10 protein-coding genes and 2 tRNA genes are annotated in these 14,253 nt (G+C 69.6%); 4 read left to right on the top strand and 8 right to left on the bottom strand.

The annotated features are described in order from the left end of the window. Positions 1-103: 103 nt before the first annotated feature. Entirely contained in the window at positions 104-1,567 is a 1,464-nt protein-coding gene (locus VN520_RS04585) for a sulfatase-like hydrolase/transferase (RefSeq protein WP_325745539.1), read from the bottom strand. 228 nt (positions 1,568-1,795) lie between these two features. Continuing rightward, a complete protein-coding gene (locus tag VN520_RS39555; protein WP_362270235.1) occupies positions 1,796-1,888 on the bottom strand; it encodes a putative leader peptide in 93 nt (30 codons plus the stop codon). A 499-nt stretch (positions 1,889-2,387) separates the two neighbouring features. Here VN520_RS39555 and purF point away from each other — a divergent pair, with 499 nt between their 5' ends. Continuing rightward, the gene (gene purF / locus VN520_RS04580) at positions 2,388-3,914 is read left to right on the top strand and encodes an amidophosphoribosyltransferase (RefSeq protein ID WP_325745538.1); all 1,527 of its coding nucleotides are present in this window, start codon (positions 2,388-2,390) and stop codon (positions 3,912-3,914) included. A gap of 60 nt (positions 3,915-3,974) precedes the next feature. Further along, positions 3,975-5,048 carry a phosphoribosylformylglycinamidine cyclo-ligase gene (purM, locus tag VN520_RS04575; protein WP_325745537.1) on the top strand — a complete coding sequence of 358 codons (1,074 nt, stop codon included), beginning with the start codon at positions 3,975-3,977 and terminating at the stop codon, positions 5,046-5,048. A gap of 155 nt (positions 5,049-5,203) precedes the next feature. On the opposite strand, the gene VN520_RS04570 is transcribed toward purM, so the two are convergent. Next, complete coding sequence (locus VN520_RS04570; protein ID WP_031097368.1) at positions 5,204-5,461, bottom strand: DUF3073 domain-containing protein; 258 nt, start codon at positions 5,459-5,461, stop codon at positions 5,204-5,206. A 347-nt stretch (positions 5,462-5,808) separates the two neighbouring features. Further along, positions 5,809-6,900, bottom strand: coding sequence for a Leu/Phe/Val dehydrogenase (locus VN520_RS04565; RefSeq protein WP_325745536.1), 1,092 nt, complete (start codon positions 6,898-6,900; stop codon positions 5,809-5,811). Positions 6,901-7,078: 178 nt separating this feature from the next. On the opposite strand from VN520_RS04565, the gene VN520_RS04560 reads away from it, so the two are divergent. Together VN520_RS04560 and bldC are read left to right on the top strand one after the other, a co-directional pair. Next, positions 7,079-7,930, top strand: a complete 852-nt coding sequence (locus VN520_RS04560; protein ID WP_325745535.1) for a hypothetical protein — start codon at positions 7,079-7,081, stop codon at positions 7,928-7,930. Positions 7,931-8,591: 661 nt separating this feature from the next. Beyond that, positions 8,592-8,798 carry a developmental transcriptional regulator BldC gene (bldC, locus tag VN520_RS04555; RefSeq protein WP_003949541.1) on the top strand — a complete coding sequence of 69 codons (207 nt, stop codon included), beginning with the start codon at positions 8,592-8,594 and terminating at the stop codon, positions 8,796-8,798. 479 nt (positions 8,799-9,277) lie between these two features. Here bldC and VN520_RS04550 read toward each other — a convergent pair whose 3' ends face one another. The 4 genes from VN520_RS04550 to VN520_RS04535 form a co-directional block, all read right to left on the bottom strand. After that, a complete protein-coding gene (locus tag VN520_RS04550; protein ID WP_325745534.1) occupies positions 9,278-9,646 on the bottom strand; it encodes a DUF6274 family protein in 369 nt (122 codons plus the stop codon). Positions 9,647-9,789: 143 nt separating this feature from the next. Further along, positions 9,790-9,864: transfer RNA gene (locus VN520_RS04545), tRNA-Asp, on the bottom strand. 116 nt (positions 9,865-9,980) lie between these two features. Further along, positions 9,981-13,901, bottom strand: a complete 3,921-nt coding sequence (gene hrpA, locus VN520_RS04540; RefSeq protein WP_325745533.1) for an ATP-dependent RNA helicase HrpA — start codon at positions 13,899-13,901, stop codon at positions 9,981-9,983. 209 nt (positions 13,902-14,110) lie between these two features. Continuing rightward, positions 14,111-14,187: transfer RNA gene (locus tag VN520_RS04535), tRNA-Phe, on the bottom strand. Positions 14,188-14,253: the final 66 nt, after the last annotated feature.

Raw genomic sequence — 14,253 nt, 5'->3', positions numbered from 1 at the left:
AGCGTCCGCCCCGGCGGCCGAGGGCTGACCGGCCGGGGCTCCTCCGCCCCGGCGGCCGAGGGCCGACCGGCCGGGGCTCGTCCGCTCCGGACGACGAGGTGCCTCAGGAACCCGGCGGATACGGGAGCAGGCCGGAGTCCGTCCGCTCCCAGGCCGCCCGCATCCCGGCCAGCCGTTCCGGTTCGGCCGCCGCGCGGTCGGCCTGCTCACGCTGGTCCTCGGCCAGGTTGAACAGCTGGTCGGTCCCGCCCTTCCCGCGGTAGTACTTCCAGTCCCCGCGCCGCAGCGCCCGCTCGCCGCGCACCCGCCAGAACAGGTCGCGTTCCTTCGGCGCCTCGCCCCGCAGCAGATGTCCCGCGAGGCTGACACCGTCCAGCGGGTGAGCGGGGTCCGGCCGCGCCCCGCCGATCTCCAGCAGGGTCGCCGTCCAGTCGGGGGAGAACACCGGGAGCCCGCTGACCTGGTGACCGTCGATGCGCGCGGGCCAGCGCAGCACCGAGGGGATGCGGATGCCGCCCTCCTGGAGGGAACCCTTGTTGCCGGACAGCGGCCAGTTGTAGGAGAACCGCTCACCGCCGTTGTCGCTGGCGAAGAAGACCAGGGTGTCCTCCTCCTGACCCGACCGCTTCAGCGCCTTCAGCACCTCACCGACCGAGCGGTCCAGATCCTCGACCATCTCCGTGTACTTCTCGACCGAACCGCCGTCGGCGTTCCGGAGGGCGCGTCCGTCGCCCGCCTTGATCCGGCGGACGATCCCGGCACTCGCCTCCGTGTCGCCGTCGGCGATCCACGGCCAGTGCGGGGTCGTGAAGTTCAGATTGAGCAGCCACGGCTTGGCGTGGTCACGCTGCACGTACTCGCTCGCGCGCTCCGTGAGGATCCGGGTGTAGTAACGCAGGTCCTTGTACTCGGCATCGCCCTCGTACAGGTCGTACTCGCCGCCCAGGCCGAGCTTGGAGTAGTACTCCAGGGCCCCGCCGAAGTTGCCGAAGAACTCGTCGTAGCCCGACCTGGTCGGGCTGTGGTCCGGCAGGTATCCGCAGTGCCACTTGCCGATCAGCGCGGTCGAGTAACCGACACCGCGCAGCAGGGAGGCCAGCGTCGGGTGGGTGGGGTCGAGCCCGGCCGTCCTGTCGGCGATGGGTTCCGCGAGTCCGCCCTTCGTACGCCCCGGATAGCGCCCCGTGTAGAGGCTGAACCGGGTGGGCGAGCAGGTGGCGGATCCGGAGTAGGAGTCCGTGAACCGCACGCCCTGGCGTCCGAGTCCGTCCAGGTGGGGGGTGCGGATGTGCGGAGCCCCGTACGAGGAGAGGTCCGCCCAGCCGAGGTCGTCGCCGAGGATGAAGAGGATGTTGGGGCGGCGTGAGTGCTTGCCCCGGGCGGCGCGGAACGGCCGCTCCCGCGTCGTGTCGTCGGCGGCCGCCCCGGAGGCGGCCGCCGGGGCGGCGGTCTGTATCCCGGCGGCGGCGGTGGCGGCGGTCGCGCCCACGGCGGTGGTGAAGGCACGTCGGCTCAGTGGTGGGCCGGGACGTCGAACCGGACTTTCCTGCGGATCACGAGAGGTCATGAGGTCTCCTGGGAGGGCCTCGGGCCCCGGCCGGTGGACGGGGCCCGAAGGGGGGCGAGTGCGGCGCCCCCTCGGAAGGCGCGTCGGGAGAAGGCACGTCGGGAAGCGCGCACGGAAGGGCGTACCTCGACACGAGGGGGCAAAAGGGGGAAGAGGGGAAATGCGTGCGCGCAAGCCGGAGTTCGGGACGAAAGCGGTGCAGGAGGGGAGCTCCGGGGTGCGGCAGGCTCAGACGCAGCGACAGATGGCGCTCGCGACACGTCCCAGATCGACGTGGCGGCGCTCCACGAGCGTGACCGAACGGTCACCGAGGGGCTGCATGAGGAGGGAGCCTGCCAACAGGCCATGAGCCTGTCAACGGTGGTCTCGAACTGCGGACAGGCTGTCCGCCCGTGCGGGCGGAACCGTCCGCCGCCCTCCGCACTCCCCGGCGGCCGGGCCCGGAACGGGCCACCGTGGGCGGTTTCGGAGGTGTTCACAGATTGTCGTCCGCGGCATCGCGGTGTGAGGCTCACCACGAAACGAGCGTCCGGCCACCGCCTGTTCCCCCGGCTCTTAGGTTCACCGAGGGCCGCGGCGGGGGCGCTCCCGGCGCGGAGCGGCCGACGCGTCCGACTCACCGGTAACCGCCGTCCGGAGCGGGCCCCGGCCCTTCCGGGGCCCTCCGGGACCGGGGCGGGGACACCGTCACGCTCACCCGCGGTGACCGTCCGACTCCGGCAGCGGCGCCTGTGGTCGACCCCCCGCCGCCGCGTTCACGGCCTGTTCCGGGCGGCCGTCCAATTCGGACCGGTGGTCGATCTCGCCTACACTCGGTGGCGTGCCTCGTGGTGATGGACGACTCAACCACGACCTGCTCCCCGGAGAGAAAGGCCCCCAGGACGCTTGCGGCGTCTTCGGTGTCTGGGCTCCGGGCGAAGAGGTCGCCAAGCTCACCTATTTCGGACTGTATGCCCTGCAGCACCGTGGACAGGAGTCCGCGGGCATCGCAGTGAGCAACGGGTCTCAGATCCTGGTCTTCAAGGACATGGGACTGGTCTCGCAGGTCTTCGACGAAACGTCTCTGGGATCGCTCCAGGGCCATATCGCGGTCGGTCATGCCCGCTACTCCACCACCGGTGCCTCGGTGTGGGAGAACGCGCAGCCGACGTTCCGTGCCACCGCGCACGGCTCGATCGCCCTGGGCCATAACGGCAACCTGGTCAACACGGCCCAGCTCGCCGGGATGGTCGCCGACCTTCCCCGGAAGGACGGCCGTGCCACCCAGGTCGCAGCGACCAACGACACCGATCTGGTGACCGCGCTGCTCGCCGGCCAGAGAGACGACGACGACAAGCCGCTCACCGTCGAGGAGGCCGCCGCGAAGGTGCTCCCCGAGGTCAAGGGCGCCTTCTCGCTCGTCTTCATGGATGAGCACACCCTCTACGCCGCCCGCGACCCGCAGGGCATCCGCCCCCTGGTCCTCGGCCGGCTGGAGCGCGGCTGGGTGGTGGCCTCCGAGTCCGCCGCCCTCGACATCTGCGGTGCCAGCTACGTCCGTGAGATCGAGCCGGGAGAGCTCGTCGCCATCGACGAGAACGGCCTGCGCACCTCTCGCTTCGCAGAAGCGAAGCCCAAGGGCTGTGTCTTCGAGTACGTCTACCTGGCGCGTCCCGACACCGACATCGCCGGGCGGAACGTCTACCTCTCCCGGGTGGAGATGGGCCGGAAACTGGCGGCCGAGGCCCCCGTCGAGGCGGACCTGGTCATAGCGACGCCGGAATCGGGAACGCCCGCGGCCATCGGTTACGCCGAGGCGAGCGGAATTCCGTTCGGAGCCGGCCTGGTCAAGAACGCCTATGTCGGCCGGACCTTCATCCAGCCTTCACAGACCATCCGTCAGCTGGGCATCCGGCTCAAGCTCAATCCGCTCAAGGAAGTCATCAAGGGCAAGCGCCTGGTGGTCGTCGACGACTCGATCGTCCGCGGCAACACCCAGCGTGCCCTGGTGAGGATGCTGCGCGAGGCGGGTGCCGCCGAGATCCACATCCGGATCTCCTCCCCGCCCGTGAAGTGGCCCTGCTTCTTCGGCATCGACTTCGCGACGCGCGCCGAGCTGATCGCCAACGGCATGTCCGTCGACGAGATCGGCACCTCCATGGGTGCCGATTCCCTCGCTTACATCTCGCTCGACGCGATGGTCGAGGCGACGACGATCGCCAAGCCGAATCTGTGCCGTGCCTGCTTCGACGGCGAATACCCGATGGAGCTTCCGGACCCGGAGCTGCTCGGCAAGCAGCTGCTGGAGACCGAGCTGGCGGCCGGCCCCGCCGCGACCGCGGCGGCCGACGCGCTGCGTCGTCCGTGACCCGGACCGGCCGGCTGCTTCCCCACCAGCCCCGTATTCCCACACGAAAGATCCCGGGCAATGTCTGAGACAACAGGTGCTTCCTACGCTGCGGCGGGCGTCGACATCGAAGCCGGTGACCGCGCCGTCGAGCTGATGAAGGAGTGGGTGAAGAAGACGCAGCGCCCCGAGGTCGCCGGCCTCGGCGGCCTCGGCGGGTTCGCCGGCCTCTTCGACGCCTCGGCGTTTCTGCGTTACGAGCGCCCGCTGCTCGCCTCCGCCACCGACGGTGTCGGCACGAAGGTCGATCTGGCCCGCCGGATGGGCGTGTACGACACCATCGGGCACGACCTCGTCGGCATGGTCGTCGACGACCTGGTCGTCTGCGGCGCGGAGCCGCTCTTCATGACCGACTACATCTGTGTCGGCAAGGTGCACCCCGAGCGTGTCGCGGCCATCGTGAAGGGCATCGCCGAGGGCTGTGTCCTCGCGGGCTGCGCACTGGTCGGCGGCGAGACGGCCGAGCACCCCGGCCTGCTGGGACCCGACGACTTCGACGTCGCGGGCGCCGGTACGGGCGTGGTCGAGGCCGACCGGCTGCTGGGCCCGGACCGCATCCGTAAGGGTGACGCGGTGATCGCCATGGCGTCGTCCGGTCTTCACTCCAACGGGTACTCGCTCGTGCGCCACGTGTTCTTCGACCGGGCCGACTGGGCACTGGACCGCCAGGTCGAGGAGTTCGGAAGGACGCTCGGCGAGGAGCTCCTGGAGCCCACCAGGATCTACTCCCTGGACTGCCTGGCACTGACCCGCACGACCGAGGTGCACGGCTTCAGCCACGTCACCGGCGGTGGTCTGGCCAACAACCTGGCCCGGGTGATCCCGGACGGGCTGCACGCCACGGTCGACCGCTCCACCTGGACGCCCGGCGCCGTCTTCGACCTGGTCGGCACGACCGGTCAGGTCGAGCAGCTGGAACTGGAGAAGACGCTCAACATGGGCGTCGGCATGATCGCGGTCGTCCCGGCCGACTCGGTGGACGCGGCTCTGACGACGCTGGCGGACCGGGGCGTCGATTCCTGGGTGGCCGGCGAGATCACCGAGCGCGGCGACCACGCCACGGGCGCCGAGCTGACCGGAAGTTACGCACGGTAGGACGCCATGACCGCCGGTCCGGCACACCACCGGACCGGCGCGACGGGCGCCGCCGCCCGGCGGGCCGGACGCGGGGACTGCCCGCCCCACCGCACCGGAACAGCACAGAACCCGGTCCGGGCAGGCCCGGACCGGGTTGATGTGTCAGCGCGAGGTCAAGCGCCGCGGCGCTGTGACGACGGACCGGACTGGCCGTCCTCGTCCGCGTCCTCGTCGTCGTTGTACAGATCCGCGTACTGTGCGTACGGGTCATCTTCCTCGTCGTCATCCTCGAACGGCTCGGCGTTCGGTGGTTGACTCGAAGGCGATGCGCCCAGCTCATTGGCCAGACGCGACAGGTCAGTCCCGCCGCTGCTGTACTTCAGCTGGCGGGCGACCTTGGTCTGCTTGGCCTTTGCCCGGCCGCGCCCCATGGCTCGACCCCCTCGGTGACGGGGCTCGACGGCCCCAGAGTCTTGACACGCGTTCATGTTTCAGGACGGACTCCCGGCAGAGAGACCGCGCCCGTGGCTTTAACCGTACCTGCTTCCTCGGCCCTACGGTACGCCGCCCGCATCACGCGCCTCGGTGCAGGACCGTGGAGGACCCCGTCCTCGCTGGTCAGCCCCGATTTTAACCTCTTGTGGACGGCCGACCCGCCGACCGGCGTGAGTCTTGTCTCCCCTCGGCCCGCCGACCGTCCCACCGCCCGTGTGCGGGGCCCGCCCCACCGGGTACTGCTCATGGCCCGGTGGCGCGGACCCGGCTCCGGGGTGACGTGTCAGTGACGACGGGCGTCCGCCATCCGCTGCTCGGCGATCCGGTCGGCCGCCGCAGCCGGCGGGATGCCATCCGCCTTCGCACGCGCGAATATGGCCAGCGTGGTGTCGAAGATCTTCGTGGCCTTCGCCTTGCACCGGTCGAAGTCGAAACCGTGGAGCTCGTCGGCGACCTGGATCACGCCACCGGCGTTCACCACGTAGTCCGGTGCGTACAGAACCGATCGGTCGGCAAGGTCCTTCTCGATGCCCGGGTGCGCGAGCTGGTTGTTGGCCGCGCCGCAGACCACCTTCGCGGTGAGCACGGGAACGCTGTCGTCGTTCAGCGCGCCGCCGAGCGCGCACGGGGCGTAGATGTCGAGCCCCTCGGTACGGATGAGGGCGTCCGTGTCCACGGCGACGGAGACCTCGGGGTGCAGATCGGTGATCCGGCGTACGGACTCCTCGCGCACGTCCGTCACCACGACCTCGGCGCCGTCGCTCAGCAGGTGCTCGACGAGGTGGCGGCCGACCTTGCCCACGCCGGCGACACCGACCCTGCGGCCGCGCAGCGTGGGGTCGCCCCACAGGTGCTGCGCGGAGGCCCGCATGCCCTGGAAGACGCCGAAGGCGGTGAGGACGGAGGAGTCGCCCGCGCCGCCGTTCTCGGGGGAACGGCCGGTGGTCCAGCGGCACTCGCGGGCGACGACGTCCATGTCGGCGACGTAGGTGCCGACATCACAGGCGGTCACATAGCGCCCGCCGAGCGAGGCGACGAACCGCCCGTAGGCCAGCAGCAGTTCCTCGGACTTGATGCGGTCCGGATCGCCGATGATGACGGCCTTGCCGCCGCCGTGGCCGAGGCCGGCCATGGCGTTCTTGTACGACATCCCGCGCGACAGGTTCAGCGCGTCCGCGACGGCCTCCTCCTCGGAGGCGTACGGATAGAAGCGGGTCCCGCCGAGGGCCGGGCCCAGGGCGGTGGAGTGGAGGGCGATGACGGCCTTGAGGCCGCTGGCACGGTCCTGGCAGATGACGACTTGCTCGTGGCCACCCTGGTCCGAACGGAACAGGGTGCGCAGCACATCCACAGGTACGCCGGTCACATCGGTCACGGTGGTGACTCCCAAGTACGAAGCGGCGGAAAGACCCTCCTGAAGGTGGGGAGGGTCCCGGACCGGCCGGTGCCGGCCGGTCCGACTGGGCAAGAGCGTAAGTCCTCGGGACGCGTGGAGCTGGTCTCCTGACCGGGATCTTCCCCCGGTGGAGTACCGGCGTGACACGATTCGCCGCATGTCGGTGGTGTCTTCGGTGCTCGTCCCTTACGCGTCCTACCTGCGGGTGTACGAGCCGCTCGCCGCCTTCGGCGAACCCGAACGGGGGCACTGGACGCGTTACGCCAGGCGCTCCGACCTCCCCACCGCCCAGGACGAACTGCGCCGCTCGCTGGCCGGCCTGGTCCCCACCCCGCCGGTGGCGGTACCGGTGCACGAGAGCGGGGATGCCTTCGTCGCGGTGGTCGACGGGGCGATCTGTGTCTGTCCGTGGCGGACCCGGATGCGGGGCTGGCTGGCCCTGAGCGAACTGGGGGGTCTGTTTCCGGCCACAGTGCTGGACGCGATGCTGCCCCCGGTGGTGCGGGGGCAGGCGGCGGCGGACCACGAGCGGTGGGCCGAGCGGAATCCGGATGCCCGTCCGTGGATCCGGACCACGGTGTGGCACGTGCCGGTGCGCTGGTTCGTCCTGTTCGACGACGAGGAGCGGGAATGCGTGACCGCCGGTGCCGCCGGCGTGGAGGGGGGCCGGTTGCTGCGTTACCGGACCCCGATGGTGCAGGCACGGCGCCGGCTGGCGCGGGCGCTGCGGACGCTGCGGGAGACCGTCGACGAGGGCCCGCTGACCGAAGGGCTCGTGGAAGTGGGGCGCTGGCTGGAGGAGTTCCATCCACGGGCCATGGTCGAGCTGGACTACGGCGGCCTGGTCCACGCGCTGAGTGCCGAGCAGCTCACCGCGGACCGGTCGGCCGCGGATGTGGCCGAGGGCCTCGCGGCGCTGCGCTCCGGGGACGGCGACGCGGCGGGTGCCGCGTACGGCCGTCTCGCCGACCGCTGGCGTGCGGTGCGTGACCTACAATCCTCCAACTAGCCCGAAGCGGTGTGAACAGGAACGCAATGCCGCATAGAGGTGCTATCCGCAGGGAAGAGACATCCTGTGAGGTGTCCGACATCCACGGGCGCCGAGAGAGCCCGGCGGAGGTGAACGGAGATGCCCTGAGAGAAACTGACGGCCCGTGAACCCGCGTCGAGTGTGACGCGTGTGACAAGTGGGGCAGGGGAATCGTCCACGAGGGCCGGGACCTACGTCCTGAACCGGGCCTTTGCCTCAAGCGTGACGGACAGCACTAACGGGGCCCTTGCGCCCTTCCCTACTCCTCATGCCAAAATAGGACAAGGAGTCCGGGGAGGACTCTGTCCGTCCAACTATGGGCGGAATGCTCAGCATTGCACGCTATGGGGGTTCTGTTGACTTCTGGCGGCTCCTGGTTGTCCTGTGACTGATCGTCACTGAGGCGTGACTGTCCGCTATGGCATGGTCCATCGGCTTCCGTCGCTGATGAACACCTGGGAGGGCAATTCCATCGGTTTGGCCGACGTGGCTGGACGGATGGTGTAGTTGTAGTGCCGAAGACAAGCCGTTCGTCCTATAACCGACTCGGCCCGCGTCCGCCATTTCGGGCAACGCGGGTCAAGGTGCAGAATTTAGAGGAAAGAACCGAGATGGTTCGGTTCTCCCGAGGAGGCCGCTCATGACCGCTCGCACCCCTGATGCCGAGCCGCTGCTGACCCCGGCTGAGGTCGCCACGATGTTCCGCGTGGACCCGAAGACGGTCACCCGTTGGGCAAAGGCTGGCAAGCTCACGTCCATCCGCACGCTCGGTGGGCATCGCCGGTACCGCGAGGCAGAGGTCCGCGCACTGCTGGCGGGTATCCCGCAGCAGCGCAGCGAGGCCTGACACACCCCTGTCGCCGCAGGCACAACAGGGCGCCGACGGGTCCCCCAACCCCCGGTGTCCCCACTCATAGCTCCACACGACGGGTGCCCGCCCCAACGGGCACCACACCTGTGACATGTGGGTGCGTCGTTCGATCGCGCTGGACTCCGCCGGGTCCAGCGCGATTTTTTTGTGCCCGAACGGTCCGCGGGGCTGCCCGAACCTGCCGACGGGTCGGTTTGCGGAGAAGGCGCGTGCGACTGTGGGCGGGCCTGTTCGGTGCTGTTCGCCCGGGTCCCGGGCGTCGTGGGGCAGCTCGTGTGGAACGGTCCGGGATGTACTTCGACAGCAGTGCAATTGCACATATTAAATTCATCAGTTGTAGGAAGTGCGTAAAGTACCCCGCGCACAAAACTGATTGAGTGACTCCCGTCACACCGATGCGGCCCTGCCGGCCACGAGCCCGCCGTCGTGCGGGGACGGCCGGCCGCGGCGGATGGTCATGTCGCAGAAGAACCCTCGTCACCGGAGCGGTCTTCGGGGAGGTGCCGGGGGCGGTCCGCACCGTTCCCGCTCGCGCCCTTCTCCTCGTCCCCGTCGTCGTCGGGTCCGGGCCCGGACGGGGGAGCCGCCCCGGCGCCCCTCCTGGGGCCCCCGGCGGGGTTCTCCGGGGCTGACGGCCGCTCGGATGCGTTGCCGGGCCTCTGGAGTGCGTACGGCGCCCGCGGAGCCGTCAGGGGCTCCATGGCGAGCCGCAGGAGCCGGTGGCAGACCGGACAGTGCCGGGTGAGGTGGCGGTAGGCGGAGGCGGCCGCCAGGTGGGCGCGCAGCAGTGCGCGGATCTCGTGCCGTTCCGTGGGCGCGGGCATGCGTGCGGCCTCCCGGTGGACCCGGCCACCCCGCGTCGGGAAAAGCAGGGGGTGGACTCCGTCCTACGGAGTTACCCGCGGCGGGCGCCGGCGTCAAGACGCACGGAAGCCCGGATCCAGGGGATCCGGGCTTCCGTCTACTGCGGTCCTGACGGGATTTGAACCCGCGGCCTCCACCTTGACAGGGTGGCGAGCACTCCAAACTGCTCCACAGGACCAGGTTTTCGCTGCCTGCCTTGCGGCCTGCTGCGAAGACAGACTGTACACGTGGACCGTGGGCCAGGTCGAACTCACTCAGCGTACGGGCTCCGTCACCCCTCCGCGGAGGGCCGGTTCACGGGGCGGCCGCGTCGATCGCCTTCACGATCCGCTTGTCCGAGACGGGCTGGGCGGTGCCCAGGGCATGCGCGAAATAGCTCACCCGCAGCTCCTCGATCATCCAGCGGATGTCCAGGACCTCCTGGGGCACGGGCCGCCCCTTGGGCAGCTGTTCGAGCAGCCAGGCGTACTCGTCCTGCATCTCGTGGACCTTCTCCATGCGCGTGGTGTCGCGCTGGACGTTCGTCGGCATCTGCTGAAGCCGGCGGTCCTCGGCGACCAGGTAGCGCATCAGGTCGGGCAGCCTGCGCAGCCCGGTCGCGGTGACGAACCCGGGCGGCACGAGGCGGGCCAGGTGGTCCCGTACGTCCGTGACGTTGTTGATCAGCACCAGGCTGTTCGTCGACTTCAGCCGGCGCTCGCAGGCCTGCCAGGCGGCCAGGATCTGCTGCACCTGGCCGATCGTGCGGACGGTGAGGTCCACGAGGTCCGCGCGCACCTTGTCGTACAGCTTCCGGAACGACGCCTCGTCCCACGCGGGGCCGCCGTGCGCGGCGATCAGCCGGTCGGCCGCCGCCGTCGCGCAGTCCTCGAAGAGCGCCTGGACGGAACCGTGCGGATTGCGGGACAGCGCCAGCTTCTGCTGGTTGGTGAGCTTGTCCGAGGCGAACTTGGCCGGGTGCACCGGGATGTTCAGCAGGATCAGCTTCCGGGTGCCGCGCCACATCGCCTGCTGCTGCTCGGCCTCCGTGTCGAAGAGCCGTACGGCCACACTCCCGCCCTGGTCGACGAGCGCGGGGTAGGCCTTCACGGGCTGACCCGCCCGGCGGGTCTCGAAGACGCGGTCCAGCGTGCCGATCGTCCAGTCGGTGAGCCCCGAACGCTCGATGGACTCGCCGGAGGGCCCCGCGGTGGCCGCGGCGGCCTTGGAGAGGGCCTGGCGGGCCTTGGGGCGCAGCTGGATCTTCAGCGCCTCCAGGTCCTTGTCCTCGGCGACCTCGCGGCGCCGCTCGTCGGTGATCCGGAAGGTGATCTTCAGGTGGTCCGGCACCCGGGACAGGTCGAAGTCGTCCGCCGTCACGGGGACGCCGACCATGCGCTGGAGTTCACGGGCGAGCGTGAGCGGCAGGGGCTCCTGCAGGGGGACGGCACGGTCCAGGAACTTCGTCGCGTAGTCCGGGGCGGGGACGTAGTGCCGGCGGATCGGCTTGGGCAGCGAGCGGATCAGCTCGGTGACCACCTCTTCGCGCAGGCCCGGAATCTGCCAGTCGAAGCCCTCGGAGGTGACCTGGTTGAGCACCTGGAGCGGGATGTGGACCGTCACACCGTCGGCGTCCGCCCCCGGTTCGAACTGGTAGGTCACCCGGAATTTGAGCTTCCCCTGCCGCCAGGAGTCCGGGTAGTCGTCCTTGGTGACGGCCCCGGCCTTCTCGTTGATGAGCATCGAGCGCTCGAAGTCCAGCGCGTCCGGCTCGTCACGGCGCTTGTGCTTCCACCAGGAGTCGAAGTGCGCCCCGGAAACGATGTGTTCCGGGATCCGCCGGTCGTAGAAGTCGAAGAGCGTCTCGTCGTCCACGAGGATGTCGCGGCGCCGCGCGCGGTGCTCCAGCTCCTCCACTTCACCCAGCAGCTTGCGGTTGTCATGGAAGAACTGGTGGTGTGTACGCCAGTCACCCTCGACCAGGGCGTTGCGGATGAACAGATCGCGCGACGCCTCCTGGTCGATACGGCCGAAATTGATCTTGCGCTGGGCGACGATGGGCACCCCGTAGAGCGTGACCCGCTCGTACGCCATCACCGCGGCCTGGTCCTTCTCCCAGTGCGGCTCGCTGTAGGTGCGCTTCAGCAGGTGCTGGGCGAGTGGCTCGATCCACTCCGGCTCGACCTTCGCGTTGACCCGCGCCCACAGCCGGGACGTCTCCACCAGCTCGGCCGACATCACGAAACGCGGCTGCTTCTTGAACAGCGCGGAACCGGGGAAGATCGCGAACTTGGCGTTCCGGGCGCCCACGTACTCGTTCTTCTCGGTGTCCTTCAGCCCGATGTGCGACAGCAGCCCCGCCAGCAGCGAGGTGTGCACCGACTGCTCCGGCGCGTCCTGTTCGTCGGTCTCGATGCCCATCTGCTTGGCGACCGTCCGCAGCTGGGCGTAGATGTCCTGCCACTCGCGGATCCGCAGGAAGTTCAGGTACTCCTGCTTGCACATCCGGCGGAAGCTGGAGGAGCCGCGCTCCTTCTGCTGCTCCCGGATGTAGCGCCACAGATTCAGGAACGCCAGGAAGTCGGACGTCTCGTCCTTGAAGCGGGCGTGGTGCTGATCGGCCTGGGTCTGCTTCTCGGAGGGGCGCTCGCGCGGGTCCTGGATGGAGAGCGCCGCAGCGATGACCATGACCTCGCGGGCGCAGCCGTTCTTCTCGGCCTCGATGACCATGCGGGCCAGCCGCGGGTCGACGGGCAGCTGGGAGAGCTTGCGGCCGAGCGGCGTGAGGCGCTTCTTCGGGTCCTTCTCCGCCGGGTCGAGCGCGCCCAGTTCCTGGAGCAGCTGGATGCCGTCGCGGATGTTGCGGTGGTCCGGCGGGTCGATGAAGGGGAACTTCTCGATGTCGCCGAGGCCGGCCGCGGTCATCTGGAGGATCACGGAGGCCAGGTTGGTCCGCAGGATCTCGGGATCGGTGAACTCAGGACGCGTGAGGAAGTCGTCCTCGGAGTACAGCCGGATGCAGATGCCGTCCGACGTACGCCCGCAGCGGCCCTTGCGCTGGTTGGCGCTGGCCTGGGAGATCCGCTCGATCGGCAGCCGCTGGACCTTGGTGCGGTGGCTGTAGCGGGAGATGCGGGCGTTGCCCGGGTCGATGACGTACTTGATGCCGGGGACGGTCAGCGAGGTCTCCGCGACGTTCGTGGCGAGGACGATGCGGCGTCCGGTGTGACGCTGGAACACCCGGTGCTGCTCGGCGTGCGAGAGGCGCGCGTAGAGGGGGAGCACCTCGGTGTGCCTGAGGTTGCGTTTGTTCAGCGCGTCCGCCGTGTCGCGGATCTCCCGCTCCCCGGAGAGGAAGACCAGGACGTCACCCGGGGCCTCGTGGTCCAGCTCGTCGACGGCGTCGCAGATCGCGGTGATCTGGTCGCGGTCGGAGTCCTCGCTGTCGTCCTCCAGGAGGGGGCGGTAGCGCACCTCGACCGGATACGTACGTCCGCTGACCTCGACGATCGGCGCCTGGCCGAAGTGCTCGGCGAAGCGCTCCGGGTCGATGGTCGCCGAGGTGATGACGATCTTCAGATCGGGGCGCCTGGGCAGCAGCCGGGCCAGATAGCCCAGCAGGAAGTCGATGTTCAGCGACCGCTCGTGCGCCTCGTCGATGATGATCGTGTCGTAGGCGAGGAGCTCGCGGTCCGTCTGGATCTCGGCCAGCAGGATGCCGTCCGTCATCAGCTTCACGAAGGTCGCGTCGGGATTCACCTGGTCGGTGAAGCGCACCTTCCAGCCGACGGCCTCGCCGAGCGGGGTCTTCAGCTCGTCCGCGATCCGCTCGGCGACCGTGCGCGCCGCGATCCGGCGGGGCTGGGTGTGACCGATCATGCCCTGGACACCGCGCCCCAGCTCCATGCAGATCTTGGGGATCTGGGTGGTCTTGCCCGAGCCGGTCTCGCCCGCGACGATCACGACCTGGTGGTCGCGTATCGCCTCCAGGATCTCGTCCTTCTTCTGGCTGACCGGCAACTGCTCCGGGTACGACAGGGCGGGCATCCGCGCGGCGCGCCCTGCGAGCCGCTCGGCTGCCTTCCCGGCCTCGGCCGCGATCTCGTCCAGCACGGACTGACGGGCCTCGGGCTTACGGATGCGGCGGGCGCCCTCGAGCCGCCGGCCGAGCCGGTGTGCGTCGCGGAGCGAGAGCTGCCCGAGCTGGGACTGGAGATCGGCGAAGGAAGTAGACATACGGACCCCAGGATCTCACCCGGGCGCGAGGACTGGCGAACGTATTTCGTCCGGGCCGTGTCACACCGCTCCCGGGAGGCTCCGCCGGGGCGGCGCTGACGGTTCCGGCCGACGTGGTGCTGCTCGGACGGGCCGCGCAGGCGGCAGCATGACGGCGGAGGGGGCGCGGTACGACGAAAGGCCCCGTCCGGGGGACGGGGCCTTTCGGGTGGTGGCTGGGGCCGGGATCGAACCGGCGACCTATCGCTTTTCAGGCGATCGCTCGTACCAACTGAGCTACCCAGCCACGCAGCTCATACGGGCTGCAGCGGTCCTGACGGGATTTGAACCCGCGGCCTCCACCTTGACAGGG

It is taken from the genome of Streptomyces sp., from assembly GCF_035563135.1.
GTDB lineage: Bacteria > Actinomycetota > Actinomycetes > Streptomycetales > Streptomycetaceae > Streptomyces.
This window is presented reverse-complemented; position numbering and strand designations above follow the sequence as displayed.

Bases quoted from the DNA above. Each gene is read 5' to 3' on its own strand.
- VN520_RS04585 (WP_325745539.1), bottom strand. From the start codon at position 1,567: ATGACCTCTCGTGATCCGCAGGAAAGTCCGGTTCGACGTCCCGGCCCA.
- VN520_RS39555 (WP_362270235.1), bottom strand. From the start codon at position 1,888: ATGCAGCCCCTCGGTGACCGTTCGGTCACGCTCGTGGAGCGCCGCCAC.
- purM (WP_325745537.1), top strand. From the start codon at position 3,975: ATGTCTGAGACAACAGGTGCTTCCTACGCTGCGGCGGGCGTCGACATC.
- VN520_RS04570 (WP_031097368.1), bottom strand. From the start codon at position 5,461: ATGGGGCGCGGCCGGGCAAAGGCCAAGCAGACCAAGGTCGCCCGCCAG.
- VN520_RS04560 (WP_325745535.1), top strand. From the start codon at position 7,079: ATGTCGGTGGTGTCTTCGGTGCTCGTCCCTTACGCGTCCTACCTGCGG.
- bldC (WP_003949541.1), top strand. From the start codon at position 8,592: ATGACCGCTCGCACCCCTGATGCCGAGCCGCTGCTGACCCCGGCTGAG.
- VN520_RS04550 (WP_325745534.1), bottom strand. From the start codon at position 9,646: ATGCCCGCGCCCACGGAACGGCACGAGATCCGCGCACTGCTGCGCGCC.
- hrpA (WP_325745533.1), bottom strand. From the start codon at position 13,901: ATGTCTACTTCCTTCGCCGATCTCCAGTCCCAGCTCGGGCAGCTCTCG.